This window comes from Mucilaginibacter sp. PAMB04274 (assembly GCF_039634385.2).
Taxonomy (GTDB): domain Bacteria; phylum Bacteroidota; class Bacteroidia; order Sphingobacteriales; family Sphingobacteriaceae; genus Mucilaginibacter.
The window spans coordinates 5046662-5071573 of sequence record NZ_CP155081.2; the positions used below are offsets into that span (position 1 = coordinate 5046662).

The 24912-nt window shown below is 43.1% G+C and carries 29 protein-coding genes; 10 read left to right on the forward strand and 19 right to left on the reverse strand.

All coding sequences use genetic code 11. The annotated features are described in order from the left end of the window. Nucleotides 1-49: 49 nt before the first annotated feature. The gene (locus ABDD95_RS21745; protein ID WP_345949463.1) at nucleotides 50-499 is read right to left on the reverse strand and encodes a protein-disulfide reductase DsbD N-terminal domain-containing protein; all 450 of its coding nucleotides are present in this window, start codon (nucleotides 497-499) and stop codon (nucleotides 50-52) included. A 3-nt stretch (nucleotides 500-502) separates the two neighbouring features. Continuing rightward, nucleotides 503-1276: a biotin--[acetyl-CoA-carboxylase] ligase gene (locus ABDD95_RS21750; RefSeq protein WP_345949464.1), complete on the reverse strand. Its 774-nt coding sequence runs from the start codon at nucleotides 1274-1276 to the stop codon at nucleotides 503-505. Nucleotides 1277-1335: 59 nt separating this feature from the next. On the opposite strand from ABDD95_RS21750, the gene rsfS reads away from it, so the two are divergent. The 3 genes from rsfS (at nucleotide 1336) to ABDD95_RS21765 (ending at nucleotide 4565) form a co-directional block, all read left to right on the forward strand. Continuing rightward, nucleotides 1336-1710, forward strand: a complete 375-nt coding sequence (rsfS, locus tag ABDD95_RS21755; RefSeq protein WP_345949465.1) for a ribosome silencing factor — start codon at nucleotides 1336-1338, stop codon at nucleotides 1708-1710. 62 nt (nucleotides 1711-1772) lie between these two features. Further along, nucleotides 1773-3866, forward strand: coding sequence for an ATP-dependent zinc metalloprotease FtsH (gene ftsH / locus ABDD95_RS21760; RefSeq protein WP_345949466.1), 2094 nt, complete (start codon nucleotides 1773-1775; stop codon nucleotides 3864-3866). A 54-nt stretch (nucleotides 3867-3920) separates the two neighbouring features. Further along, the gene (locus ABDD95_RS21765; protein ID WP_345949467.1) at nucleotides 3921-4565 is read left to right on the forward strand and encodes a lactate utilization protein; all 645 of its coding nucleotides are present in this window, start codon (nucleotides 3921-3923) and stop codon (nucleotides 4563-4565) included. 296 nt (nucleotides 4566-4861) lie between these two features. Here ABDD95_RS21765 and ABDD95_RS21770 read toward each other — a convergent pair whose 3' ends face one another. From ABDD95_RS21770 to ABDD95_RS21790, 5 genes are read right to left on the reverse strand one after another with little or no spacing between them, the layout of a single operon-like run. Next, a complete protein-coding gene (locus ABDD95_RS21770) occupies nucleotides 4862-5368 on the reverse strand; it encodes a shikimate kinase (protein ID WP_345949468.1) in 507 nt (168 codons plus the stop codon). Beyond that, a complete protein-coding gene (locus ABDD95_RS21775; RefSeq protein ID WP_345949469.1) occupies nucleotides 5365-5664 on the reverse strand; it encodes a hypothetical protein in 300 nt (99 codons plus the stop codon). The genes ABDD95_RS21770 and ABDD95_RS21775 overlap by 4 nt, the downstream gene beginning before the upstream one ends. Before the next feature lie 3 nt (nucleotides 5665-5667). Next, nucleotides 5668-6726, reverse strand: a complete 1059-nt coding sequence (locus ABDD95_RS21780) for an ABC transporter permease (RefSeq protein ID WP_345949470.1) — start codon at nucleotides 6724-6726, stop codon at nucleotides 5668-5670. Between the two features lie 6 nt (nucleotides 6727-6732). Continuing rightward, nucleotides 6733-7884 carry a BT_3928 family protein gene (locus ABDD95_RS21785; RefSeq protein WP_345949471.1) on the reverse strand — a complete coding sequence of 384 codons (1152 nt, stop codon included), beginning with the start codon at nucleotides 7882-7884 and terminating at the stop codon, nucleotides 6733-6735. Further along, nucleotides 7881-8420 carry a DUF1599 domain-containing protein gene (locus tag ABDD95_RS21790; RefSeq protein ID WP_345949472.1) on the reverse strand — a complete coding sequence of 180 codons (540 nt, stop codon included), beginning with the start codon at nucleotides 8418-8420 and terminating at the stop codon, nucleotides 7881-7883. The genes ABDD95_RS21785 and ABDD95_RS21790 overlap by 4 nt, the downstream gene beginning before the upstream one ends. A 65-nt stretch (nucleotides 8421-8485) precedes the next feature. Here ABDD95_RS21790 and folP point away from each other — a divergent pair, with 65 nt between their 5' ends. Then, nucleotides 8486-9340, forward strand: coding sequence for a dihydropteroate synthase (gene folP / locus ABDD95_RS21795; protein ID WP_345949473.1), 855 nt, complete (start codon nucleotides 8486-8488; stop codon nucleotides 9338-9340). A 13-nt stretch (nucleotides 9341-9353) separates the two neighbouring features. On the opposite strand, the gene ABDD95_RS21800 is transcribed toward folP, so the two are convergent. Continuing rightward, on the reverse strand, nucleotides 9354-10472 hold the full coding sequence (locus ABDD95_RS21800) for a DUF4407 domain-containing protein (protein ID WP_345949474.1): 1119 nt from the start codon (nucleotides 10470-10472) through the stop codon (nucleotides 9354-9356). A gap of 129 nt (nucleotides 10473-10601) precedes the next feature. Here ABDD95_RS21800 and ABDD95_RS21805 point away from each other — a divergent pair, with 129 nt between their 5' ends. Genes ABDD95_RS21805 through ABDD95_RS21815 form a run of 3 tightly spaced genes read left to right on the forward strand, consistent with a single transcriptional unit; the run spans nucleotide 10602 to nucleotide 12021 of the window. Continuing rightward, nucleotides 10602-10916 (forward strand): rhodanese-like domain-containing protein, encoded by a 315-nt coding sequence (locus ABDD95_RS21805; RefSeq protein WP_345949475.1) that lies wholly within the window; start codon nucleotides 10602-10604, stop codon nucleotides 10914-10916. Between the two features lie 3 nt (nucleotides 10917-10919). Beyond that, a complete protein-coding gene (locus ABDD95_RS21810) occupies nucleotides 10920-11114 on the forward strand; it encodes a DUF6358 family protein (RefSeq protein ID WP_345949476.1) in 195 nt (64 codons plus the stop codon). Between the two features lie 4 nt (nucleotides 11115-11118). After that, nucleotides 11119-12021, forward strand: a complete 903-nt coding sequence (locus ABDD95_RS21815; RefSeq protein WP_345949477.1) for a prohibitin family protein — start codon at nucleotides 11119-11121, stop codon at nucleotides 12019-12021. Nucleotides 12022-12284: 263 nt separating this feature from the next. On the opposite strand, the gene ABDD95_RS21820 is transcribed toward ABDD95_RS21815, so the two are convergent. The 9 genes from ABDD95_RS21820 to ABDD95_RS21860 all read right to left on the reverse strand — a co-directional run bounded on the left by ABDD95_RS21820 (nucleotide 12285) and on the right by ABDD95_RS21860 (nucleotide 20204). Continuing rightward, entirely contained in the window at nucleotides 12285-14039 is a 1755-nt protein-coding gene (locus ABDD95_RS21820) for an ABC transporter ATP-binding protein (protein WP_345949478.1), read from the reverse strand. A 75-nt stretch (nucleotides 14040-14114) separates the two neighbouring features. Next, nucleotides 14115-14678, reverse strand: coding sequence for a ribosome recycling factor (gene frr / locus ABDD95_RS21825; protein WP_345949479.1), 564 nt, complete (start codon nucleotides 14676-14678; stop codon nucleotides 14115-14117). A gap of 134 nt (nucleotides 14679-14812) precedes the next feature. Continuing rightward, on the reverse strand, nucleotides 14813-15517 hold the full coding sequence (pyrH, locus tag ABDD95_RS21830) for a UMP kinase (protein ID WP_345949480.1): 705 nt from the start codon (nucleotides 15515-15517) through the stop codon (nucleotides 14813-14815). 13 nt (nucleotides 15518-15530) lie between these two features. Continuing rightward, nucleotides 15531-16667 (reverse strand): N-acetylglucosamine-6-phosphate deacetylase, encoded by a 1137-nt coding sequence (gene nagA / locus ABDD95_RS21835; RefSeq protein WP_345949481.1) that lies wholly within the window; start codon nucleotides 16665-16667, stop codon nucleotides 15531-15533. A 62-nt stretch (nucleotides 16668-16729) separates the two neighbouring features. Beyond that, entirely contained in the window at nucleotides 16730-17581 is an 852-nt protein-coding gene (tsf, locus tag ABDD95_RS21840; protein WP_345949482.1) for a translation elongation factor Ts, read from the reverse strand. A 137-nt stretch (nucleotides 17582-17718) separates the two neighbouring features. Next, nucleotides 17719-18603, reverse strand: coding sequence for a 30S ribosomal protein S2 (gene rpsB / locus ABDD95_RS21845; protein ID WP_345949483.1), 885 nt, complete (start codon nucleotides 18601-18603; stop codon nucleotides 17719-17721). Between the two features lie 20 nt (nucleotides 18604-18623). Continuing rightward, nucleotides 18624-19010 (reverse strand): 30S ribosomal protein S9, encoded by a 387-nt coding sequence (gene rpsI / locus ABDD95_RS21850; RefSeq protein WP_345949484.1) that lies wholly within the window; start codon nucleotides 19008-19010, stop codon nucleotides 18624-18626. A gap of 20 nt (nucleotides 19011-19030) precedes the next feature. Then, nucleotides 19031-19474 carry a 50S ribosomal protein L13 gene (rplM, locus tag ABDD95_RS21855; protein ID WP_345949485.1) on the reverse strand — a complete coding sequence of 148 codons (444 nt, stop codon included), beginning with the start codon at nucleotides 19472-19474 and terminating at the stop codon, nucleotides 19031-19033. Nucleotides 19475-19649: 175 nt separating this feature from the next. Then, nucleotides 19650-20204, reverse strand: a complete 555-nt coding sequence (locus ABDD95_RS21860) for a hypothetical protein (RefSeq protein WP_345949486.1) — start codon at nucleotides 20202-20204, stop codon at nucleotides 19650-19652. Nucleotides 20205-20266: 62 nt separating this feature from the next. Between ABDD95_RS21860 and ABDD95_RS21865 the strand changes: the two genes are divergently transcribed. Further along, nucleotides 20267-20959 (forward strand): hypothetical protein, encoded by a 693-nt coding sequence (locus tag ABDD95_RS21865; RefSeq protein ID WP_345949487.1) that lies wholly within the window; start codon nucleotides 20267-20269, stop codon nucleotides 20957-20959. Nucleotides 20960-21022: 63 nt separating this feature from the next. Here ABDD95_RS21865 and ABDD95_RS21870 read toward each other — a convergent pair whose 3' ends face one another. Together ABDD95_RS21870 and ABDD95_RS21875 are read right to left on the reverse strand one after the other, a co-directional pair. Continuing rightward, nucleotides 21023-21457, reverse strand: coding sequence for a response regulator (locus ABDD95_RS21870; RefSeq protein WP_345949488.1), 435 nt, complete (start codon nucleotides 21455-21457; stop codon nucleotides 21023-21025). A gap of 7 nt (nucleotides 21458-21464) precedes the next feature. Next, nucleotides 21465-22553: an ATP-binding protein gene (locus ABDD95_RS21875; protein WP_345949489.1), complete on the reverse strand. Its 1089-nt coding sequence runs from the start codon at nucleotides 22551-22553 to the stop codon at nucleotides 21465-21467. Nucleotides 22554-22803: 250 nt separating this feature from the next. Between ABDD95_RS21875 and ABDD95_RS21880 the strand changes: the two genes are divergently transcribed. Further along, nucleotides 22804-23835, forward strand: a complete 1032-nt coding sequence (locus ABDD95_RS21880) for an LLM class flavin-dependent oxidoreductase (protein ID WP_345949490.1) — start codon at nucleotides 22804-22806, stop codon at nucleotides 23833-23835. 182 nt (nucleotides 23836-24017) lie between these two features. Next, nucleotides 24018-24755, forward strand: coding sequence for an acyl-CoA desaturase (locus tag ABDD95_RS21885; RefSeq protein WP_345949491.1), 738 nt, complete (start codon nucleotides 24018-24020; stop codon nucleotides 24753-24755). Nucleotides 24756-24912: the final 157 nt, after the last annotated feature.

Below are 24912 nucleotides of genomic sequence, written 5' to 3' on the forward strand. Positions count from 1 at the left end.
TTAAGGTTAAGCGGCTATGTCGTGCTTTCATATATGTTTTGGGTTCCGCTTATTTTACCGGGACAGTAAATTCAACTTCATCTGGCGGCAGGCATTTGCGGTCATTACAGGTCATGTATTCTACCTTACCTTTTACAGTAGTAGCGCCAGCGCCCTTCAATTTAACACGTTGCTGAAATATTACCGAATTTTCGAAATAGCTTACATTCATTTTAAAAGCCGATTCAAATTTGGTGATAGGATTTGGCTCGGCAGTTTTGCCAACCAGTGTATAACCTTTTGCTGGTGCAAAAGTAAAATTAGTAGCAACAGGGCCGCCTTCTTTTAAATTTTGTGAGTAAATATGCCATCCTGGTTCAATAGTAGCTTTTACAAATACTACCGCCTCGTTGGCGTTTATTCTTTTTGCAGTGTAGCTCCATTTTACCGGCTCCTCAATTTGTGCAAAAGCAGCAGCTGTAAAAAACAGCGCTACAATCATTAACAATGCTTTTTTCATAAGTTAGTTCTTGTTCAAAAATTCAATTTCCTTTAAATTGTAAACCTTAAGGGTGGTGTTTTGCGTAACTTCCAGTTGCCCATTTGCATTTACACCCGTAATAGTACCTTCAAATATAGTATCGTGTGCCTTAAATTTACCGGGTATATTTGCCCAGTACAATATTTGATGATAAACCGCTTTTATCTGACTGCTGTTACCATCCTTTAGTTTAAGGTACCAATATTCAATACGGCTGCAAATTTCAAACAATAAAGCCTTTAAATCATAATCTGTATGTAAGATTTGCCGCAATGATATGGCATTGGGAACCCAATCGGGGAAACAGGTTTGATTTACGTTGAGCCCTATACCAATAATCGAATTTTTAATAACACCGCCCTGAACCTGGTTTTCAATTAATACGCCGCCCAGTTTTTGATTACCTACATAAATATCATTGGGCCATTTAATTTTCAATGACGGTCCAACCAGCGGTAGCAAGGCATCGTATATACCTAAACTTATGGCGCATGTGAGTTCAAATTGCCGGTTAAGCGGCAAAAAGCTGGGTTTAAGCAACAAGCTAAAGGTAAGGCTTTCGCCTTTGGTGCTAAACCATTTGTTTTGCTGCTGCCCGCGCCCTGCAACCTGATCTTCTGCCATAATGACCGTGCCTTCGGGTACTGGCTCAGATTTTGCCAGTATATTCTTAAGGAATGTATTTGTAGAGTCAACTTCTTTCAGGGTGACCAAATTTTGTCCAACAAATAATCCTGAAAAAATGTTATTTTGCAAAGTATATAAGTCTAAGTAATAATTCTTACATTCAAATCGTTCAAAATTAAAGGTTTTTAATGGTAAAAAACAAAGCGCTAAATGAATCCACTTATATTTCTGAATTAGCTATACACGGCATTCAGGAAAAAAAAGGAAATGATATTGTCAGATTAGACCTCCGAAATATAAAAAGCTCCGTATCTGATTATTTTGTGATCTGTCATGCTGATTCGGGCACGCAAGTAAGAGCAATAGCCAATAGTATCGAAGATGAGATTTTTAAAGCTACGCAAACCGAGCCATGGCGTAAAGAAGGCCTGGAGCATGGCGAATGGATACTGCTGGACTACGTTGATGTAGTAGTACATGTGTTCAAGACAGATAAAAGAGAGTTTTACGGCGTAGAAGATTTGTGGGGTGATGCCGAAATTAAGTACTATAAAAGCGCCTAACCATCTGCTTTTGCTGTAATGTACTAAATATTTAAAGATGGTTATATGAGCTTGTATTAACGATGAAAGATAGTAAATCAGATAAACCCAAATCCTTCCGAAGGATACCGAATAGAAAAATAACACCCAAACCGCCCCGGTTTAATTTTATGTGGCTCTATGTCATTGTAATTTTGGCCTTGCTGGTGGTGCCGTACATTCTTAACGGCAATAGTGGTGGTAAAATTGACTTTAGCCCGCAGTTTGTAAACATGTTGCGTAACGGCGACGTGGATAAAGTAGTGGCTTATAAAGACGGCGAGCGCACCATTGCCGAAGTTTATATTAAAAAAGACAGTTTGCGCAAGCAGGAGTATGCTAATTTAAAAGATAAGCGTACGCTGAACATGAATTCAAACGGTCCGCAGTTCTACTTTACCGACGCATCTTTCGATAGCATGAAGCAATCGATACTGAACGCCGAGAAAGACCTGCCCGAGTCGTCGAAAGTTCCTATTCAGTTTGAGCCTGCTCATGATAGCTGGCTGTCAAACTGGCTGGTACAAGGCGTAATTATGCTGTTGCTGTTTGCTGGCTTGTGGTTGTTCATCATGCGCCGCATGAGTGGTGGTGCAGGTGGTGGCCCCGGCGGTCAAATCTTCAACATTGGCAAATCCAAAGCTACCCTGTTTGATAAAGAAGCCCAGATCAACGTTACTTTTAATGATGTTGCCGGTTTGCAGGAAGCAAAAGAGGAAGTTATGGAGATTGTAGATTTCCTTAAAAATCCGAAAAAGTATACTAATCTGGGTGGTAAGATTCCTAAAGGTGCATTGCTGGTAGGTTCACCGGGCACAGGTAAAACATTGATGGCTAAAGCCGTTGCGGGTGAAGCGCAGGTTCCGTTCTTCTCACTATCGGGTTCAGACTTTGTAGAAATGTTTGTGGGCGTAGGAGCATCACGTGTACGTGACCTGTTCCGCCAGGCTAAAGATAAGGCGCCATGTATCATCTTTATTGATGAGATTGATGCTATTGGCCGTGCCCGTGGTAAAAACAATATTGTTGGTGGTAATGATGAGCGCGAAAACACGCTTAACCAGTTACTGGTAGAGATGGATGGTTTCGGTACCGATTCTGGTATCATTATTCTGGCTGCCACTAACCGCCCTGATGTGTTAGACTCAGCCTTGCTTCGCCCGGGCCGTTTTGACCGTCAGATCTCGATAGATAAGCCTGACCTGATTGGCCGTGAGCAGATATTTAAAGTACACTTAGGCCCGTTAAAATTGGCTGAAGGTGTTGATGCCAAAAAATTATCAGCACAAACTCCTGGCTTTGCCGGTGCTGAAATTGCCAACGTTTGCAACGAGGCCGCTTTGATAGCTGCCCGCCGCGACAAGGTAGCGGTTGATATGCAAGACTTTCAGGATGCGATTGACCGTGTGATTGGTGGTTTAGAAAAGAAAAACAAGATCATTTCTCCGGAAGAGAAACGAATTGTGGCTTACCACGAAGCCGGTCATGCTATAGCAGGCTGGTTCCTGGAACACGCTGATCCGCTGGTAAAGGTATCTATTGTGCCCCGTGGTGTTGCTGCTTTAGGTTACGCCCAATATTTACCGCGTGAGCAGTTCCTGCATACTACCGAGCAGTTAATGGACGAGATGGTAGTATCAATGGGTGGACGTGTAGCAGAAGATATAGTATTCGGACGCATTTCGACCGGTGCTTTGAGCGATTTAGAGCGCATTACCAAACTGGCTTACGCCATGGTGAAAATATATGGCATGAATAAAGAAGTAGGCAACCTATCCTTTTACGACCCGCAAGGCGAGTACCAGTTTAACAAGCCTTACTCTGACACTACTGCCGAACTAATTGATGCGGAAGTACGCAAACTGATTGATTCGGTTTACCAACGCACTAAAGACTTACTTAATGAAAAACGTTCAGGTTTGGAACTGTTGGCTGCCAAATTATTAGAAAAAGAGGTATTATTTCAACAAGACCTGGTAGAGCTCTTAGGTGAGCGCCCATTTGAAAACCGTACCACATACGATAAATTTGTGAACGGTGAAGCTGCCTTAAACCCAGAAGTAGACAATAACGCTATTCCGGAAAGCGTAACCAACCCTGAAACTGCACGCATTGACGGCAGTACACCTAACAATTAGTTTAAATTCTGTTTATATTTAAAGCCACTAGCAATAGTGGCTTTATTTTTTTGCATGAAAGACAACACCACCTCTAAGGAAAAAATGCTAAAAAAGGTGCGTAAAGCTTTGCTGGAGCGCCGCGATAACCCTTATCCCAACCAGGAAGATCTGCCGCTTTACGGCACACCAGCCGAAGACGAGATACTGGAAGTGCTTTTTGCGGAGGAATTTATTGCTGTGGCCGGCCAGTTTGTTTTTTGCGAGGACGAAATACAGTTTATAGAATCGCTGCTTAACCTGGCTGAGCAGCGCAACTGGCATAAAATATATTGCTGGGAACCTGGTTTGCAAAAGATACTGGATACTTACGATTACCCCTATTACGAAACCGATAAAGACTTTGAACAGGCCGAAGTAGGATTTACCTTTTGCGAAGCCCTGATAGCCCGTAATGGCAGCATTATGCTGAGTAATGGCAGTATGGCTGGAAGGAGGCTAAGCATTTACCCGCCTGTCCATATCGTATTAGCTTACACCTCGCAACTAGTGCTCGATCTGAAAGACGGATTTAAACTCATGAACGAAAAATATGGCAAGCGCCTCCCCAGCATGATTACCACTGTTACCGGCCCAAGCCGTACAGCCGACATTGAAAAAACACTGGTTCTGGGTGCCCATGGCCCCAAGGAGTTATTTGTATTTTTGTTGGATGGGTAAAGAATACTAATTCTAAATTATTGCAAGGAATGACGCGATCTACACCGTGAGTTCAGAGTCTTATCTGCAACAAAGTTGGGTTGATGGCTAAGTCTCTTCAACAGCCAATCACTTCCTCAATTTACACCTGACTGCAACCCGGAGCATTTTTACCTTACTTAAATTCTGCGATCCTTACTCATTTAAAGCAATACTGAAAAGCTTATACGCCTTGTGTTCTTACAGTCATCACATACGTAATACACAATAGCCCCCATTAATTCGAAAATTCCGAAAACTTGATTGGGAATTTAAGGCTATTCCAACTCCAAAAGCTCCACCACCTTCTCGGCCGTTAAACTTATACCCTCTGCTACTACCTGTGCTCTCAGATAAAATTTTTCGCGTTCGGCGAGCTTGTCAGCAATAAAGCTTACCAGTTCGTCGCCATGCTTGTCGCGCAATAAGGGGCGCTCTTCCCGGCTGTTTTCCAAGCGGCTGGCTAAGGCTTTGGGTGATAGTTTAATGTACAGGGTGGTGCCGTTTGCGTTCATCCAATCCAGGTTATCGAAAAAGCAGGGCAAGCCACCACCGGTTGATACAATAGCATGATCAGGGTAAACAGTATTCTTAAGCACCTCAGCTTCGGCCAGTCGAAAAGCAGTTTCGCCAAAGCTCGAAAAATACTCGGCAATGCTCATGCCGGCTTGTTCTTCCAGCACATGGTCAAGGTCAATAAAGCTATAACCCAAACGTGCAGCCAATTTACGGCCTAACGTAGTTTTGCCGCAGCCCATAAAGCCAATTAAAAAGATGTGCTTCATTTTTTGAGAAAAGATTTTTTGACTAGGAAGGTCATTAATAACACAAAGCCCTCAGCAACCACTGCCGGAATACAAATAATACTGAACATGGGGCTACCCGGCCATCCACCCCATATAACGATGGTAATGATGAAAGAGATAACCAACGATACCAGCAGTACAAGTACCAGCCGGGGTACAGCCATAAACTTTTTAAGTTGCAGCCACTGTATAGCGCGAGCTAGGCACCAAACCGGGAAACTCATGTAAGCGATGAGCATCAGCAGTTCGGGTAATGAGATATTAGCTTGGGGCATTACTTAATCAAATTTTACACGCGGATCTATCCAAACGTAAATCATATCAACCAGAATATTGATGACTACAAATATAAAGGCAATAAACAGGATGGAGCCAATAATAACCGGAAAGTCCGACATTTCTAACGCATCAACCGTTACCTTACCTAAGCCATTGTAGCCAAACACATACTCTACAAAGAAAGAACCTGCCAGCAATGAGGCAAACCAGTTAGCTATAGCCGTAATAACCGGGTTAAGTGCATTAGGTAGCGCATGGCGGTAAACAATAGCATTTTCGCTTAAGCCCTTTGCACGTGCGGTACGGATATAGTCTTGGTTAAGCACCTCGAGCATAGAGCTGCGAGTAAGCTGCACAATAATGGCCAGCGGCCGCAGACCAAGTGTAACAGCAGGTAGTATGATATTACGCCATGTAATCACCTCGCCTTTAAATGGATCGTAACTATATAGGCTGCCTGTCATGTTTAAACCCGTGTAATGGCTCAGCACAAAGCCAAACAGCCAGGCAATAATAATTCCAGCAAAAAAAGATGGTGCCGATATGCCGAGAACCGAAAAGCCAACCGCAAAACGGTCAACCCAGGTGTTTTGATGCACGGCGCTCAGCACGCCCAACAATACGCCTAATACAATGGCTATGAGCATAGCTAATACGGCCAGTGCAAGCGTATTAGGGATTACGTCCATCAGCAATGCGGCAACCTCCTTATGTGTTTGGTAAGAGCGGCGCAGATAAGGCCACTTCAAACATACGGCATGCGTTTTAGAAACAGGGAACAATTGCACGTAGCCGTACTGTTCTTTTTGCTCGGCCGTACGCTCATGCAAACCAACAGGTGAAAGATCGTTCAGGTAATAAGCAAACTGCACGCTCAACGGTTTATCCAGGCCAAACTCCTTTCGGACGGCTTCTAACGATTGTACGTCAGAGCGTTGGCCCTGCGTCATGCGGGCAGGATCAACCGGCAGTATATTGAACAGGAAAAACACCACCACGACAATGCCTACCATAACGGCCAGGCTATATCCAATTTTACGGAATAGGTAGCGTATCATAACTCTTTATTGTTTTTGCAGATATTGTTTCACCAGTTCGTCATACCCGGGCGCAGTATGGTAATGCCATTTATTAATTACTGTGCCGTTTTTAAGCAGCATAATGCCCGGGTTAGCTCGCACCATGGTCTTCAACGGCACGCCATCGGCATGAAATATCTCCATAGCCAAATGATGTGTTTTGCTGAATGCGGCAGCATCTGCCGGCGATGCTGCTGTAAGTAGTACAGTGCGAACGTTGTAGTTCTGTGTTAAATTGATAGCCAGTGCATCAAGACGGTTAAGGGCTTCATTATTAGTATCTTTCAGGTCGTAGGCCACTATCCACAAGTTGTAAAACGGATTGGATAACAGTTCCTGTGTATAATCGCTTCCGTGGCCGTCGTTAATAGCCAGATCGCGTATTTTGGGTTCAAAACCTTTTTTTACCAGGCGTCTTTGGGGTTCTCCCTGTATTTCCCAGTTGGCGTCTTTCCAAATACCGGTTTTTATATAGTCAGTGTTACTAATGTCTTTTTCGGCACCGGTGGCTTTGTTTTTAAGGTGGTAGGTTAACTCATACTCGTCGGGCTTAGCGCCTGGAGGCGTCTTCATCTGGTCGGCTATGTTGTTGCCTACTTTGTAAGGTAAAAAATCGATAACGGGCAGGTAGTTGTAAGTGTAAAAACCAAAGCCCAGCGCTATAACAGTTGCGGCTATGAGCCAGCGTATTTCGGTACGTGTACTAACCAGTGGTCGCATTTTATCCCGGTTAAAAAAGAGTACCAGTACCAGCAGTAACAGCACCATATCCTTACCGAATGACTGCCACGGCGTAAGCGGAATGGCATCGCCAAAGCAACCGCAGGTTTGTACCACCTTAAAAAAGGCCGAGTAAAAAGTGAGGAACCCAAAGAAAATGATGAGCAGCAGCAGCCCCCAGGTGATTGCATTGATACGAATACCGATAATGAGCGCAAAACCTAAAATCATTTCTAACGCGCATAATATGATTGACATAGTCAGCGCTAAATCGTTCAGAAAAGTAACATGAAATACCTCAAAGTACTCTTCCAGCTTGTACGAGAAGCCCAGCGGATCATTGGCTTTGATAAGGCCCGAAAAGATAAAAAGCAGACCTACCGCAATACGGCAAAACCAAATCAATGAGTTTTTCATTTCACATCTAATTTTATTAACGCAAATACAGCGTAATTGAGCATATCCTGGTAGTTTGCCTTTACGCCTTCAGATGCCAGCGTTTGGCCCTGGTTATCTTCAATTTGCTTTACACGTAGCAACTTCATCAAAATCAAGTCGGTTAACGAACTAATGCGCATATCACGCCAGGCCTCACCATAGTCATGGTTCTTATCCATCATCAGGTTATAGGTTTCCTTGGCATAACGGTCAAATAAGTCGCTTACGTGGTCAACCGATAGTTCAACCGGCATTTCAGGAGTACTCTCCAGCTGCATCATGGCAATCAGGCAATAGTTTACAATGCCAATATACTCACCAGTAATATCATCGCCCACTTTGGATATCTTTTTTTCTTCGAGCGTGCGTATACGCTGCGCCTTAATAAAAATTTGATCGGTAATGGACGACGGACGAAGGATGCGCCAAGCCGTTCCGTAATCGCGTGTTTTTTTGATGAACAGGTTCTTACAAACGTTTATAACAGCCTCGTATTGGGTTGCAGTATTACTCAAAGTACTCGTATTTAAATTTTGTTCGGATATTTGCCTCACACGGCCCTGTTAAAAGCCGTTAGTAAATGGCTAAAGATACAGTTTTTCGTAAAAAGGCAACGCTAAATGCTGGCGGCAGGGTGCTTGATTTAGGTAAACCACAAGTAATGGGCATTATTAACTTAACGCCCGATTCCTTTTTTGCCGGCAGTCGTAAGCCCGCCCTTGGTGATGCACTGCAACAGGCAGGCCAAATGCTTGCCGATGGTGCCGCGCTATTGGATTTGGGCGCTTATTCATCGCGCCCCGGTGCAACGGATATAGACGTACAGGAAGAAACAGACAGGCTGCTGCCAGTAGTAGAAGCGATAGTAAAAACTTATCCGGATGCTGTTTTATCCATAGATACGTTCAGGGCAGGGGTAGCGGAGGCTGCTATTAAAGCGGGCGCTCATATTATTAATGATATTAGCGGCGGGCAGCTCGATGAGCAAATGTTTAATACTGTTGCCCGGCTACAGGTGCCTTATATTTTAATGCACATGAAAGGTACACCGCAAAACATGACGCAGCAGGCTCAATATGACGATGTTTTTAGTGAGGTGTTCGATTATTTTGTACAGCGTTATACTGAGCTCAAGCTGTTAGGCGTACATGACGTACTTTTAGATCCGGGCTTTGGATTTGCCAAAACTGCCGAACATAGCTATACGCTTATAAACCGATTACAGGAGTTTGCCATGCTGAAACTGCCGGTGCTGGTAGGTATATCGCGCAAGCGCATGATTTATGGCTTATTAGGAACTACGGCTGCTGATGCGTTAAATGGCACAACAGTTTTAAACACCATTGCCTTAGGTAAAGGTGCCAATATTTTGCGTGTGCATGATGTGAAGCCGGCGGTAGAAGCGGTTAAGCTATGGCAAAGTGTTAACGGGTAAGTCCTGTTAAAGCCTACTCATAGCTGTGCCGCTCAAAGTCATAATTAGATTGGGCAGATATAATCTTTTTCTTCTTCTGAATATCAGCATCCACCTGGTGATCGTAAACATTATCAGTAACGGTAATTTCGCGGTCTTTATCGCGTTCGGCAAAGTGGATATTGGCCTCCGTCATTTGTGCAAGTGCCACATCATACGGGCCTTTAGGGGTCATCAGCTTCACAAATACCGGCAAGCATTCAAACAAGATGAATAGGTAACCGATAAATGATTGCGCCAGATAGGTATCCAAATCCTTAGTGCCATCCTGCCTGAAAGACAGCTGACCCAATGCCCAATTTCGGTCGGCAAAACCGGCCACATTAGCCAGGCTATCTAACTGAAAATTGGTAAACAGGCGGGTACTGTTCAGGCCTTCATAATCCTTTCGCTGGCCCAGGTACTGTTCCATCCGGTTCAAATCGTCGGTCACTGTTTTTAAGCGGTTCTGCTTTTCTAACAGTATCGATTCCTTTTGCTTGGCATAAGTGCCGTAGCCGGTAATGCCGGAGGTTTGATTGGTTTTATCGCCAAAAACTTCCTGGTTCAGTTGTACTCGCGAGCGGTTAATGTCGCGCTCTAACGAATCTTTTTCCTTTTTCAGATCGTTGTTTTTAGCCAGCTCCATGGCATATTTTTGGCCATAGGTTTTTTGCAGGGTGTCTATCTTGCGGTTCTGACCTTTGAGGTAAGCATCTTTTAGCTTGTTACGGATCTCTTTATCAAATATCTTTAACTCAAGCGGACGAGAGATAACCATACCAATCATAATAGCCAGTAAAATACGCGGAGTGGCCTGCAATATCTGCTGGTTAGTGCTGCCCTGCTTGTTAATGCTGGATACAATGTAGCGGTCCATATTAAAAATGGCCAAACCCCATATTAAACCAAACAGTATAGCAAACACCGGTGCAATAGGATTGCCGCTAAATACAAAGTACATGGCATAGCCGCCCGATAAGCTGGCAAACAAGGCAGTAAAAAATATAGTGGCCCCAATGCCCACATACTTATTGTGCTCAATGGGATATTTTTTCAGGGTTTCGATATGCGCTCCCGAACAGAACCAAAAGAAACGGGTAACTTTTCTCATCAATTACTAAACTACAAAAATAATGGTTAACCTGTAAGTAAAACGCCGTTAGGTACTGATTGTTACACTAATCCGACTGAATATTTATAGATTAAAAAACTACCTTTGACCTATAATTTAAAACAAACCATGAAAGAAATAACTGTTGAAGAGCTGAAAAGAATGAAAGAAAACGGCGAAGATTTTCAGCTGGTAGATGTACGTGAAGATTTTGAGTACCAAATGTCGAACCTGGAAGGTGAAAACATCCCATTGGGCGGTATTTTAATTGAAACCGATAAAATAAGTAAAGATAAACCTGTAGTGGTAATGTGCCGCAGTGGCAAACGTAGTGCTATGGCAATTATGCAGTTAGAACAACAAGGCTATACCAACCTATACAACCTGCAAGGCGGCATACTGGCCTGGGCCGACCAAATTGACCCCACTATTAGCGTATACTAAGCTATGGGGTTTAAAATGTTTTTGAGCGTGGTATACAATATAGGTATATTTATAAGCCTGTACATGGCCTATTGGGGCTTTACGCATCAGCAATATATTTTTGTAGCAGCCGGTATATTAATAGCAGCCTTATTTATATTTTTAAAAGTACGATTGCTAAAGCAGGTAAAGGCTATGGAAAGACCTGTAAAAAAATAAACAGATGATACTCATTTTCCTGGGTGTTTTAATTTTAGTGGCAGGTACCGTTTTAAAACGTTCGGCCTCGGCAGGCAGCCGTTATGGCGGCGTGGCTACTACTGTAGGTATAGTAGTTATAGTGCTGGGCATAATACTGTCGGCATTTAAAACTATACCGCCGGGGAAAGCAGGTGTGCAAACCCTTTTTGGTAAAGTGCAAAACAACGTACTCGAAAGCGGTTTGCATGTCATCAATCCGCTGGTTGATGTTACGCCATTCAACATCCAAACCCAAAACTACACCATGAGCGCCATACACAGTGAGGGCGACGTATCGGGCGATGATGCCATTCGGGTGTTATGCTCTGACGGTTTGGAAGTAACCATTGATCTTTCGGTGTTATTCAGGGTTGATAAAAACAAAGCTCCTTTCATTTACCAAAACATTGGAGTTGATTATATTGATAAAATTGTGCGCCCGGTGGCCCGCACCGCCATACGCGATAACGCCGTAAATTACCAGGCAGTAGATTTGTACTCCACCAAGCGCGACGAATTCCAGAGCCGTATTTATAAGTATATAGCCAGCAACTTTGCCAAAAATGGCATGGAACTACAGCAAATATTAGTGCGAAACATCAGTTTGCCAGCTTCGGTAAAAGCCAGTATCGAATCAAAAATTAACGCGGAACAGGAAGCTCAAAAAATGCAGTTCGTACTACAGAAAGAGCGGCAAGAAGCTGAGCGCAAGCGCGTAGAAGCCCAGGGCATTGCCGATTACCAGCGCATTCTCTCTACCGGCCTATCCGACAAGCAGCTGCAATACGAAAGTATAAAAGCGCAAAAAGAAATTGCCCTATCGCAAAATGCCAAGGTGATTATTATGGGCAACGGCAAAACGCCGGTCATATTAGGAAACCAATAGGTTTAAAGCCAAGATTAGGGCGTCACCAGATTTAAGACCAGTTTTTAAGTTACGGGCTAAGCATAAGTTTTATTGTCATCGGGCGCAACGGCAAGCCTATGGGTACCACATCTTTTACCGGTACTCCTAACAGATTGCCACATCGCTGACGCTTTCTACAATGACAGGATAGATTTAACGTTACTTATTCATTCAACTTTGAGCAATGGATACCGATTGGGATACCAATCGCTTCAATCGTCTCTTTTGAGCGGTAAAGGAACCTAAGCATCTATGCTGTGCTTCTCTCCTATTTGCTGCCTCCACATGGCGTAATACAAGCCCTTTTGGGTAATCAGATCGATATGCTTGCCCTCTTCAATAATGTTGCCTTTTTCGAGCACATAAATCTTATCAGCATGCATAATGGTGCTTAAGCGGTGGGCAATTAATATGGTAATGTGATCCTGATCTTCTGAAACGTCTTTAATAGTTTCAGTGATCTCTTCTTCGGTTAAAGAATCTAACGCTGAAGTAGCCTCATCAAACACGAGTATATCGGGCCGGCGTAGTAAAGCGCGTGCAATAGACAGGCGTTGCTTCTCGCCACCTGACACTTTTACGCCGCCTTCGCCAATTACAGTATCTAAACCTTTATCGGCACGGGCCAGCAAGCTTTGGCAGGCCGCGCGGTGCAATACGTGCATACATTCCTCATCAGTAGCGCCGGGGCGCACAAATTGCAGGTTCTCACGGATGGTTCCCGAAAAGAGCTGCGTATCCTGGGTTACAAAGCCAATCTTCTCGCGCAGGCGGTCTAGATCAATTTCTTTGCTAAGCACACCGTTGTACAATACATCGCCCTGTAAAGGCTGGTAAAGCCCCACAAGCAGCTTAACCAAAGTAGTTTTACCCGAACCTGATGGACCAACAAAAGCAATGGTACTACCGGTTCTTACATCAAAGCTTATATGATTAAGTGCATTACGGTTAGCCGTTAAGTGTTTAAAGCTAACGTTGAAAAAGGTTAAATCCTGCACCTTTTCGAGCATTACCGGTTTTTCAGGCTTTTTATCTACCGGGGTGCTAATGATACGTTCAAAATTAGCCAACGATATTTGTGCCTCGCGCCATGACAAGATCACGTTGCCCAGTTCCTGCAGAGGATTGAACAAAAAGAACGAGTAAAACAGGAATGTAAAATACTGCCCTGCCGAAATGGTCCCTTTAAAAATGAGCAATAACAATACAACAATCATGATACTGCGTACCAGGTTAACCGTGGTACCCTGCACAAAGCTCATGCTGCGCACATACTTTACTTTTTTCAGTTCAAGATCGAGTATCTTGTAGGTAGTTTTATTTAGCCTTTCAATTTCCTGGCTAACCAGGCCTAGGCTTTTTACCAACTCAATATTCCTTAACGACTCTGTAGTTGAACCGGCCAAAGCTGTGGTTTCGCCCACTATTTTACGTTGTATATTTTTGATGCGCTTACTTAGCGCGGTGCTCACAAATGCAATTACCGGTATGGCACAGAAATAAACCAGCGTTACTTTATAACTTACGTTAAAAGAATACACAATAACAAACACCATACCCACCAAGCTCACAAATAACACGCTGATAAAGGAAGTGATAAACTTTTCGCTATCCAGCCGCACTTTTTGCAGTATGCCCAGCGTTTCACCACTGCGCTGATCTTCAAATACCTGGTAAGGCAATTCCAACGAGTGCTTTAACCCATCAGCATACATGTTGGCACCTACCTTTTGGGTAATAATGTTGGTAAAGTAATCCTGAAAGTTTTTGGCTATACGCGATACCATGGCTGCACCAACAGCCAAACCAACCCATGTCAGCACACCCCACACAAACTGATCATGTGTAAGGGTATTTTTCTTTTCGATGAAACGGTCTACAATACGACCGGTTATGTAAGGATCGAGCAGGGAGAAACCGATATTGAAAGCAGCCAGCAACAGGGCCAGCAGCACAACCAGGCGATATCTGGTTAAGTATGACAAAAGTATTTTCATGATAACAGGGTGCAAAAATAGAAAAGGGAATGATGCAAAGCACTCATTCCCTTTAATTTGACGTTGACTTAAGAATTAAACCGTCATGATGTCTTTTTCTTTGGCTTCAGATAACTGGTCAACCTTAATGATATAAGTGTCAACCAATTTCTGAACTTCGCCTTCGCCGGTTTTAATTTCGTCTTCCGAAACACCTTCCGATTTAAGCTTCTTAATTTTATCGTTGATATCTTTACGGATATTACGGATGGCTACCTTGCCAAATTCGGCCTCGCCTTTTAGTTTCTTAACCAACTCACGACGGCGCTCTTCGGTTAGCGGCGGTACGTTGATGCGGATAATCACACCGTCGTTCTGTGGGTTTAAACCCAAACTTGATTCTTTGATTGCCTTTTCTATGGGACCTAACAGTGTTTTTTCCCAAGGCTGTATAACCAGCGTACGGGCATCAGGTGTATTTACGCTACCTACCTGACTTAAAGGAGTTGGCGTACCATAATAATCAACCGTAATACCATCAAGCATGCTTGGGCTTGCTTTGCTGGCACGTATTTTAGATAGCTCGTTATCAGCATGATCAATTGCTTTATCCATCAAAGCCTTAGCGTCATTCAGTTGCTTTTTAATGAGTTCGCTCATTTTTATTTTGGTTTTTGTAGGTACAAAGTTATTAAAATAGAGTCAAGAGCCAAAAAACAAGAATCAAGACTTTGTACATTTTAAAAAGCATGCACAGCGTCTTGACTACCGGCCTTGGGTCTCACCTCCCCAAATTATCTTACCAGAGTTCCAACTTGCTCGCCCTGGGCTATTTTCATGAAGTTGCCGGGCTTGTTCATATCAAACACGATGATAGGCAGGTTATTTTCCTGGCAAAGGGTAAAGGCAGTCATGTCCATTACATTCAAGCCTTTATTGTATACTTCCTGGAAGCTCACTTCATCGTAACGCGTAGCGGTGGGATCTTTCTCCGGGTCTGCGGTATAAATGCCATCCACACGGGTACCTTTTAACACTACATCGGCTTTAATTTCGATAGCGCGTAATGATGCTGCTGTATCGGTTGTAAAGTAGGGGTTACCTGTACCGGCACCAAAAATCACAATTTTGCCTGTCTCCAGGTGTGACATGGCCCGACGGCGGATGTAAGGCTCACATATCTGCTCCATTTTAATGGCCGATTGCAAACGGGTATCAACACCGATACCTTCCAGGGCGCTTTGCAGGGCCATGCAGTTAATTACAGTGGCCAGCATGCCCATATAATCGGCCTGCGCACGCTCCATGCCCGATTTTTCGGCGCTTAAACCTCTAAAAATGTTACCTCCGCCTACTACGATGGCAATTTCTATACCAGCATCGCTCACACTTTTTATGTCGTGTGCATACTGCAATACACGGTTATTATCAATACCATATTGCCGCTCACCCATTAAAGATTCGCCGCTTAGCTTCAGTAATACTCTGTTATATTTCATGCAGATAAATGATTTATATTATGGGGTTGATTTTGTTTGTATGGTGTATTGTACCGTTCAGAACTGATGATAAAAAATTAAATTCCGGGTCAAAAATAATTAAATCTGCGTCATATCCGGCCTCAACTTTGCCTTTGCTTGTTAGCGCTGCCAGTTGTGCGGGGTATAACGTAGCCATGTTGATAGCCTCAGGCATATCTATGCAAACTTCGTTTACACAGTTTTTGACGGCATTTAACATCGTTAATGCTGATCCCGACAGGGTACCATCGGGCATCGTATATCGGTCGCCGGTAAATTGGTGCTGATAAGTACCTTCGGTTGCTTCAGTAACGGCATCGGTAATTAAAAAAAGCTTATTGCCCAGCTGGCGCTTGGCCAAGGCTATCATGGTAAAATTCACGTGGATGCCATCGGCCACTATACTGGTGTAAGGCCGTTCCTCAAATATAGCCGGAATGATACCCGGCTCGCGATGGTGCATGGGCGGCATAGCATTGTACAAATGGGTTACCGCTTGTACCGGCTTATTTAAAAATGCCTTGCCTTGTGCATAGGTAGCGTCACTATGGCCCGATGACAGAATGACATTTTGCTGGTGCAGGTAATCAATTACTTCCTGGTCCTGTAACTCGGGTGCCAGGGTTATCATTTTAATTTCGCCGTTAGCAAGTTCAATCCAATGTTTTACCTCATTAAGCGTAGCCTTTTTAATGTACTTAGCCGGGTGTGCGCCTTTGCGTGCTGCGTTTAGGTAAGGGCCTTCAAGGTGTAAGCCTAAAAAATTACCTATGCTTTGGGGGCGGTAGGCTTTTGCTGCTGCAATGGCCTTTAGCACAACCTCATCACTATTGGTAGCTACGGTGGCTAAAAAACCGGTACAGCCCTGTTGCAGTAAGGTGGTTTCCATTTGCTGCAAGGCCTGAGTACTGGGAAGGCCACCAAAAAGCGAGCCACCCGCACCGTATATCTGCAGGTCAATAAGTCCGGGGGCAAGAAGAGCCAGATTTAAATTAATGCGCTCGGCATCAGCAGGAATTTCGGCTTCGTTTACGATGGCGTCAATCTTGCCTGCTTTTAGAATAACAGCTTTGCCTGCGGTAAGGTTACCGTTGGATACAATAATGGTATTGTATAAAGCCGTTAACATAAGGTTGTATTAAATAAAAGTGCAAAAAAAATCCCCGCCTTTAAAAAGGCGGGGATTATAAATTAAGCTCCTAAAGCTACTCGCTTAAATGCAGTAACCGTTAAGCCCTTATCAACGGTGTTCAGAAACTGAGCAACGCTTTTTGATGAATCTTTTACAAAGTCCTGGTTTAACAGGGTTGAGTCTTTGTAGAACTTATTCAGTTTACCGGCAGCAATTTTTTCAACCATTTCTTCTGGTTTGCCTTCTGCACGGATCTGATCTTTAGCAATTGCTAATTCGCGCTCTACAGTAGTAGCGTCAACATCGCCTTTATCTAAAGCAACTGGGTTCATGGCAGCAATTTGCATAGCTACATCTTTACCAGCCTCGTCGGCACCGGCAGGATTGCCGCTTAAGCCTACTAATACACCTAAACGGAAGTTACCGTGAATGTACGCAACAATTTTTTCGCCTTCTAAAACAGCATATTTAGATACACCGATTTTTTCGCCGATTTTACCGGTCATGGTAGTGATGGCTTCGCCAACAGTTACACGGCCAACTTCGGTATCAATCTCTAAAGCGTTTACTTCTTCGGCAGTGGCAGGCAGGGCTTGTACAGCAACGTTAGCAATAGCGTTAGCAAAAGCGATAAACTCAGCGTTTTTAGCAACAAAGTCAGTTTCGCAGTTTAGCTCAACAATAACACCTTTTTTGCCATCTTCAGAAGTACGGGCAATAACCACGCCTTCGTTTGATTCTCTGTCCTGACGGCTGGCCGCTACTTTAGCGCCTTTTTTTCTCAAATAGTCAATAGCTGCTTCAAAATCACCGTTAGTTTCGGTTAACGCTTTTTTGCAGTCCATCATACCGGCACCAGTTTGCTGGCGCAGTTTATTTACGTCTGATGCAGAAATTTGTACTGTAGACATTGTATGTTGTGAGTTGTATGTTGTGAGTTTTAAGTAACCCGCAACAAAGGGTTAATCTTATTTAAAATGTATAAAGTTGTGAGTATGTACTGCAAGTGTAACCTGCAATATATAACTCACAACTCTAAACTTATAGCTTATGCTCCGTGGCCTTCGCTGCCAGAACTGTCAGCAACGTTATCCGGCGCCTCAGTGGTAGCTGCTGCTTCTACAGCATCAGTTTCAGCTGTTACTGCACCTCTTCTGCTACGGCGACCGCCTTCAGTAGCTTCGCCACCATCAGCTTTTGCTTTCGCTGCTGCACCTTCTTTTTCAGCCTCGTCATCTTTTTCACGTTTACGCTCGTCTAAACCTTCCTGAATAGCCTGGATGATGATACCGGTAACCAATGAAATTGATTTAGTAGCATCATCGTTAGCCGGGATAGGGAAATCGATGTTTGAAGGATCAGAGTTAGTATCCACCATTGCAAAGGTTGGGATGTTTAACTTTAATGCCTCAGATACAGCAATGTGCTCTTTCTTAACGTCGATCAGGAAAAGCGCAGCAGGTAAACGGTTCAGGTCAGAAATACCGCCTAATAAAGTTTCCAGTTTGATACGCTCACGCTGAATCATCAGACGCTCTTTTTTAGAAAGGTTGCTGTAAGTACCGTCTTTAGTCAGTTTATCGATGTTTGACATCTTTTTGATTGACTTGCGTACGGTAGCAAAGTTAGTTAACATACCACCTAACCAACGCTCGGTTACGAAAGGCATGTTTACTGATTTTGCATAATCAGCTACAATGTCTTTTGCTTGTTTCTTGGTAGCAACAAACAAAACCTTGCGGCCTGATTTTACAATTTGTTTTATAGCGGCAGCTGCCTCTTCAACCTTGGTTAAGGTTTTATTTAAATCGATAATGTGGATACCGTTGCGCTCCATGAAAATGTACTGCGCCATTTTCGGATCCCATTTGCGGGTAAGGTGACCAAAGTGTACACCTGCATCCAGTAAATCCTGATATGTTGTTCTTGCCATTGTTGTGTCCTCCTTAAAAATTAACGTTTACTGAATTGGAATCTTCTGCGTGCTTTACGACGACCTGGTTTTTTACGCTCCACCATACGTGGGTCACGGGTCATTAAACCTTTGGCGCGCAATGCAGGTTTCTTTTCAGCATCAAGTTCAACAATAGCTTTAGCGATAGCTAAACGAACGGCTTCAGCCTGTCCTTTTACGCCACCACCTGCAACGTTTGCAATGATGTCAAATTTATCACTTGAACCAGATACCAGTAAAGACTGGGTTGCAACGTATTGCAATGGCAAGGTTGGGAAATACTCTTTGTAATCTTTACCGTTAACGGTAAGGGCGCCGCTACCATCGTTTAAGTAAACGCGGGCAACAGCTGTTTTTCTTCTGCCTGAAGTGTTAGTTGTTGGCATTCTCTTTTCTCCTTAAAAAATTAAAAGTTAATGGTTGTAGGGTTTTGTGCGGCATGAGGATGCTCGGCACCGGCATATACATGCAGGTTACCATAGATTGCACGGCCCAAACGATTTTTAGGTAACATACCACGAACGGCTTTTTCAATAATGCGCTCGGGGAATTTAGCCATTAACTCCTTAGGAGAAATGAAACGCTGACCACCTGGATAACCAGTGTAAGAAACGTATTGCTTGTCGGCAAATTTGTTTCCGGTCAGTTTTACCTTGTCTGCGTTAATAACGATCACGTTATCACCGCAGTCTACGTTTGGAGTGAAGCCTGGTTTGTGTTTACCTCTGATGATTGCAGCAATCTTAGAGGTCAAGCGCCCCAAAATCTCGCCTTGTGCGTCAACAACTACCCATTGTTTGTTAACGGTCTTTTTGTTGGCTGAGACAGTTTTGTAACTTAACGTATTCACTTGCTTTGAATTAAATTATATTAAACAGTTTACTATACCCCGTAATTTCGGGACTGCAAAGATACGAGTATCCAATTAATTTACAAGCGGTTTGATTAAAAAAGTTGAAGGCTAAAGGCTCTGTAACTGCAGCGGTTGTTTTGAATATGATAACCTAATACAGTTAATTACGGCATTAATGTCTATTTATCATTTTTAGCAAATCGCTTATCGCAGGCATCGGTTGCCCTAAAATAACATCTTCATACACAGGGCGCACTAAATGGTTTCTTACTTTGTACTCCAGCAGCTCACCTTCTGCGGCAAGCGTATAAACCATAATGGGTTTGTTACTATCCTTTATAATATATGTTCGGTAATGAAAATCGGCATTGACAGGATAGCTCTCTTGATCTAATTTTGCAGCATCAGGGCTTATTCTTAACAGAATTGTGGTATTCACATGTATTACACTTTCTATTTGGTAAATCTCCAAGCAATGCTTCCCCATTCGTTTCCAGGATGTAACAGTATTTGTGCCGACTTTCTTGTTAGAATAAGTCATGCTATTTAAAGCTAAGCGGGCATATGGATCAAATAACGCCAGAGTGTATTTTCCATCTCCCTTATTTAAACGCACACCATGCATCTCACTTAATATCTGTTTACCTCGTTTTAAGTCGGCAGCCAAATAACAAGAAGTCTTTGCATTTTGGAGTAACAAGAGCAGCATTAACAATTGAATGACCATAGAAGATAAAATTTAAGTTGCGTGATGTAATAACTATATTTAAAGCAACTTTTTCCTTACACATGAAAAAATATTTGCTTAAGCTCTTGTTGCTATTTTGTTTACTTAGCATTTTCTTAACTGCTTGCCAAAAAGATGCTCCCATTACCCCTTTGGTAACTACCAAACCACTAACCGGCTCTGTTAGTACTACACCTGCAGGCGATTACCAGCCCTTAACCAAAGGCAGCTTTTGGAAATACGATAATATTTTAGCAACTAGTGTAGATGTAAACACAGTTACTATTACCGGTAACACCTCTAAAATTAATAGAAAAACTTACTATGAAGCTATAAATGATTCGCAAGCCAACGGCACTACCATAGGTTTCTATAATAATGATGGCGGCGTTTACAGATTTAGGACAACTAATGCTGTTGTTGGTATAACTGCAGAATTAACGTTTTTAGATGAAAATAAGGCTGTGAATGAAACCTGGACGGCACCTATAACCGACAATGGTTTGGTTAATAACATACCTGGCCGTTTAGTAGGTAAGGTAGTTGAAAAAGGCATAAGCCATACCGTAAACGGTAAAACATTTAAAGATGTGATACACACCGCTGCCGATTTACAGTATGACACAGGAGGCTACTCTACCGTTCTCACTTATAATTTGTATTATGCCAAAGGCATTGGACTTATTGAACAGGTAAGCACGATAGCAGGCGTTACAATTGTTAATACGAAACTGGTAGAATACAGTATCAAATAACGCAGTAAAGCAAAAAAGACCATGGCGAATGATGACATGGTCTTTTTTGCTTTAGTGATGTGTTTAATTACTGCTTGGAAAATATTGGTTTACTAAATCCAACACCGTTTGCGAACGAAGTGGCTTATGATAAAACGTGGCAATGTCTTTATCCTGCATAGCGCGTTCGCGGTCATCAGCATTTAACGAGGTGGTTAGCATGATAACAACTATACGGGCCTTTTGGCTTTCGCTCAACTCGCGGTAAGCATCCATAAATTCCCAGCCATTCATACCTGGCATGTTTATGTCCAAAAAAATGATACCCGGGTGGTTCACTGGTGTTGTGCCGGCATATTTACCGGTGCAAGTTAAAAACTCAAGCGCATCGCTCGCTGAAGTCAGAGCTTGCACATCCACTTCCAAACCGGTTTTTTCAATTACTTTCTTGTGCAGAAAGTTTGTAGGTCTGTCATCATCAATCAACAGCACACAATCCAGATCCTTAATTTTTGTCATTTTATATTTATAAATCTACCGTAAAATAAAATTTGCTTCCTTGGCCTGGTACCGATTCTACCCAGATATCACCATTATGCATAGCCGCTATTTTCTTACAATTAGCCAAGCCTATACCGTTACCCGGGTATTCATCACGGTTATGCAACCGCTGAAATATCAGAAAGATCTTTTCAGTATGTTGGGGCTCAATGCCAATGCCATTGTCCTTAACCATAAACTCCCAACCGCTGTTGCCCCGGCTGCCTGCAATTTCGATAACCGGACTTACGTCTTTTTTCGAAAACTTCATAGCGTTGGTAATCAGGTTCTGAAAAAGCTGCCTTAACTCTGTACGGTACCCTTTTACAGCAGGCAGATCCTGGCAAATAATTTGCGTGCCAGTAGCCGAAATACGAGCGTCCAAATCATTAACAATATGTTGCAACAGCTCGTTTAAATTAATGTACTCTGTTTGCTTGGTTTTACCAATTCGTGAATAATCCAGCAAATCCTTAATCAGATACCGCATCCGATGAGCCGCATCCTCAATAAAGTCTACATACAATTGCGCATCGTCATCGTATAAATGACCATACTCTACTTTTAGCAGCTCAATAAAATTACTTATGGTTAAAAGCGGTTCCTGTAAGTCGTGTGATGCTATGTACACAAACTGTTCCAGTTCCTGATTTTTTATTTCCAGCTGATTCATATGCTGGCTTGTAGCTTCGGCAGCCAGCTTTTTCTCTGTTAAATCGCGTGTAATTTTGGTAAAGCCAATTACGTTGCGCTGCTCGTCGTGTATAGCAGCTATGGTAATCCTTCCCCAAAACCGGGAACCATCTTTACGCACACGCCACCCTTCATCAACAACCTGGCCTTTGTTACGCGCAACACTAATGAGCATTTCGGGCTTTTTGATAGCCTTATCAGCTTGGGTATGAAATATGCTGAAGCTCTTGCCGATAACCTCTTCTGCACTATATCCCTTAATGCGCGCCGCCCCTTTATTCCAGTTCTCAATATTTCCGTTTACATCTAAAAGTAAGATGGCATAATCTTCAATCTCCTCTACCATATTAAGCATACGGAGACTCTTCATCTTATCATTCATCTTACTTAAATTGGTGTTGCTTATTTATAGGTTTATAAAAAACACTTAAAATTAAGCAATAAAACACTCGCTATAAAAGCTTTGTGCCTAAATAGCTACCTTTTAGCTATTTTTAAAGCAAGGGTTAAGTTATGTTTACCCCAAAGTTAACACGTTACTCATCGCCTTGCTTTTGTAAGCTTAACGCCATAAATGAAACTTTGCACTGACATGTACGCTGCATAGCCTGATTATTGTGCTGTAGAACAATATGAATAACATTCGTTTAAGCGTATTAGATCAATCGCCTGTGCGCAAAGGAGTAAGTGCCAGCCAGGCAGTGCAGGAAACCGTTGAACTGGCAAAGCTAACCGATACATTAGGCTATACCCGCTTTTGGGTATCCGAACACCATAATACCGGCAGCCTAGCCGGCTCTACCCCCGAGGTGTTGATAGCGCACCTGGCGGGACAAACACAGAACCTGCGCTTAGGCTCGGGCGGTGTGATGCTGCCTAACCACAGCGCCCTCAAGGTGGCCGAAAACTTCCGTATGCTCGAAGCTATGTTTCCGGGCCGTATAGATTTGGGCATGGGTCGCGCGCCGGGTACAGACAGGCTTACTGCTTCCGTACTTAACCCATCAAACCAGTTTAGGGAGCAAGACTTTGTGGAACAGTTGATGGATTTGCAAAACTATTTTCATGATGCCGCCGAAACCGGACCAGTGGCAGCCAAAATACGAGCCATACCACAGGTTGATACCGTGCCGGGCATGTGGCTGCTTAGTTCGAGCGGACAAAGCAGTTTGTTTGCCGCACATTTCGGCATGGGTTTTTCATTTGCCCACTTTATAAACCCTGTAGGCGGTGCCCAGGCAGTAGAACTTTACCGTAGCCGTTTTCAGCCATCACCAGATCAGGCACAGCCAGAAGCCAATGTGGCCATCTTTGCTTTTTGCTCGGAGGATGAAGAAAAGGTAATGCAACACCAGGCGGTAATGGACTACCGTTTTCTCCAGTTTGAAAAAGGTGGTGGGATCAATCCACTAGCGTATGAAGATGTGAAGGATGCCGTATACACTGCGCAAGATCAGGAACGCATACGTATGAACCGCAGGCGCATGATAGTTGGCACTCCCGAAAAGATGAAAGCTCAAATTACCAGCCTGGCCGAAACCTACGCAGTTGATGAAGTAATTATTATTACCATTGCTGAATATTTTGACGACCGTTTGCAATCATACAAACTATTATCAGAGCAGTTTAACCTTGTTGCACAACCCTCAGCTCTGGCACATTAATTTGGCTGCTTAAGTATCTTATACATTGTAACGGGCATATCATAAAAAAGGCTGGCCACACAGCGGGCCAGCTTTTGTTGTGGATAACTATTAACATCTTAGATTTTAAATGTTACCTTTGCACAAACAAATTTTACTATTAAATATTGTTTATAGTACTGTACTATAATACCTTTCGAAACGTGATTATTATTATTTTTTTTGTTGCCCACTGGTTTTTATCTCTATTTTTTCAAACCTTTTATTTACACCGGTACGCCGCTCATAAGATGTTTACCACGCCTAAGGTAACCGAGCGTATCTTTCATACCCTAACGTTTATTTGCCAAGGGTCATCGTTCCTTAACCCCCGTGCGTATGCTATTATGCACCGCGAGCATCACGCTTACAGCGACACGGAGAAAGACCCGCATTCGCCGCATTTTTTTACCGATGTATTTCAGATGATGTATAAAACCGCCATCAGTTTCCGCATTTATGAGAAAAGAATTCGTGAACCTGAGGCTCAGTTTAAAGGCAATTACCCCGAGTGGCGCTTTTTAGATTATTACGGCTCCCATACGGTTACCCGCATTTTGTTTGGTTTGCTGTATGTGGCTTTCTACGCTGCTTTTGCTACGGCTTGGTGGATGTGGCTTTTATTACCCCTACATTTTATTATGGGCCCGTTACACGGCGCAATTGTAAACTGGTGCGGTCACAAGTATGGCTACTCTAACTTTGATAATGGCGACAAGTCAAAAAACACTACGCCATTTGATTTTTTGATGCTGGGCGAGCTGTTTCAGAACAATCACCACAAACGCCCTAACAGCCCTAACTTTGGTGCCCGCTGGTTTGAAATTGACCCAGTGTACCCAGTGATGAAAGTGATGCACTATATGCGCATTATTCGCCTCCGCAAACCGGCAATTGCTTAGTAAGCGTTGGAATATAAATTTTTAACTCAAGAATACTAATATGAAGGCGTTGATTATTCGACGCCTTTTTTGTTGCAGAACAATTTGCTGATAAGGTACCTTTTAACAAAACTCTTGATTCCTGACTCTATACTCTCCACTCTAAACCACTATCTTT

Excerpts from the sequence above, each read along its gene's own strand:
- ABDD95_RS21745 (WP_345949463.1), bottom strand. The coding sequence starts at position 499 with ATGAAAAAAGCATTGTTAATGATTGTAGCGCTGTTTTTTACAGCTGCT.
- rsfS (WP_345949465.1), top strand. The coding sequence starts at position 1,336 with ATGGTAAAAAACAAAGCGCTAAATGAATCCACTTATATTTCTGAATTA.
- ftsH (WP_345949466.1), top strand. The coding sequence starts at position 1,773 with ATGAAAGATAGTAAATCAGATAAACCCAAATCCTTCCGAAGGATACCG.
- ABDD95_RS21765 (WP_345949467.1), top strand. The coding sequence starts at position 3,921 with ATGAAAGACAACACCACCTCTAAGGAAAAAATGCTAAAAAAGGTGCGT.
- ABDD95_RS21770 (WP_345949468.1), bottom strand. The coding sequence starts at position 5,368 with ATGAAGCACATCTTTTTAATTGGCTTTATGGGCTGCGGCAAAACTACG.
- ABDD95_RS21775 (WP_345949469.1), bottom strand. The coding sequence starts at position 5,664 with ATGCCCCAAGCTAATATCTCATTACCCGAACTGCTGATGCTCATCGCT.
- ABDD95_RS21780 (WP_345949470.1), bottom strand. The coding sequence starts at position 6,726 with ATGATACGCTACCTATTCCGTAAAATTGGATATAGCCTGGCCGTTATG.
- ABDD95_RS21785 (WP_345949471.1), bottom strand. The coding sequence starts at position 7,884 with ATGAAAAACTCATTGATTTGGTTTTGCCGTATTGCGGTAGGTCTGCTT.
- folP (WP_345949473.1), top strand. The coding sequence starts at position 8,486 with ATGGCTAAAGATACAGTTTTTCGTAAAAAGGCAACGCTAAATGCTGGC.
- ABDD95_RS21800 (WP_345949474.1), bottom strand. The coding sequence starts at position 10,472 with ATGAGAAAAGTTACCCGTTTCTTTTGGTTCTGTTCGGGAGCGCATATC.
- ABDD95_RS21805 (WP_345949475.1), top strand. The coding sequence starts at position 10,602 with ATGAAAGAAATAACTGTTGAAGAGCTGAAAAGAATGAAAGAAAACGGC.
- ABDD95_RS21810 (WP_345949476.1), top strand. The coding sequence starts at position 10,920 with ATGGGGTTTAAAATGTTTTTGAGCGTGGTATACAATATAGGTATATTT.
- ABDD95_RS21815 (WP_345949477.1), top strand. The coding sequence starts at position 11,119 with ATGATACTCATTTTCCTGGGTGTTTTAATTTTAGTGGCAGGTACCGTT.
- ABDD95_RS21820 (WP_345949478.1), bottom strand. The coding sequence starts at position 14,039 with ATGAAAATACTTTTGTCATACTTAACCAGATATCGCCTGGTTGTGCTG.
- frr (WP_345949479.1), bottom strand. The coding sequence starts at position 14,678 with ATGAGCGAACTCATTAAAAAGCAACTGAATGACGCTAAGGCTTTGATG.
- pyrH (WP_345949480.1), bottom strand. The coding sequence starts at position 15,517 with ATGAAATATAACAGAGTATTACTGAAGCTAAGCGGCGAATCTTTAATG.
- nagA (WP_345949481.1), bottom strand. The coding sequence starts at position 16,667 with ATGTTAACGGCTTTATACAATACCATTATTGTATCCAACGGTAACCTT.
- tsf (WP_345949482.1), bottom strand. The coding sequence starts at position 17,581 with ATGTCTACAGTACAAATTTCTGCATCAGACGTAAATAAACTGCGCCAG.
- rpsB (WP_345949483.1), bottom strand. The coding sequence starts at position 18,603 with ATGGCAAGAACAACATATCAGGATTTACTGGATGCAGGTGTACACTTT.
- rpsI (WP_345949484.1), bottom strand. The coding sequence starts at position 19,010 with ATGCCAACAACTAACACTTCAGGCAGAAGAAAAACAGCTGTTGCCCGC.
- ABDD95_RS21860 (WP_345949486.1), bottom strand. The coding sequence starts at position 20,204 with ATGGTCATTCAATTGTTAATGCTGCTCTTGTTACTCCAAAATGCAAAG.
- ABDD95_RS21865 (WP_345949487.1), top strand. The coding sequence starts at position 20,267 with ATGAAAAAATATTTGCTTAAGCTCTTGTTGCTATTTTGTTTACTTAGC.
- ABDD95_RS21870 (WP_345949488.1), bottom strand. The coding sequence starts at position 21,457 with ATGACAAAAATTAAGGATCTGGATTGTGTGCTGTTGATTGATGATGAC.
- ABDD95_RS21875 (WP_345949489.1), bottom strand. The coding sequence starts at position 22,553 with ATGAATGATAAGATGAAGAGTCTCCGTATGCTTAATATGGTAGAGGAG.
- ABDD95_RS21880 (WP_345949490.1), top strand. The coding sequence starts at position 22,804 with ATGAATAACATTCGTTTAAGCGTATTAGATCAATCGCCTGTGCGCAAA.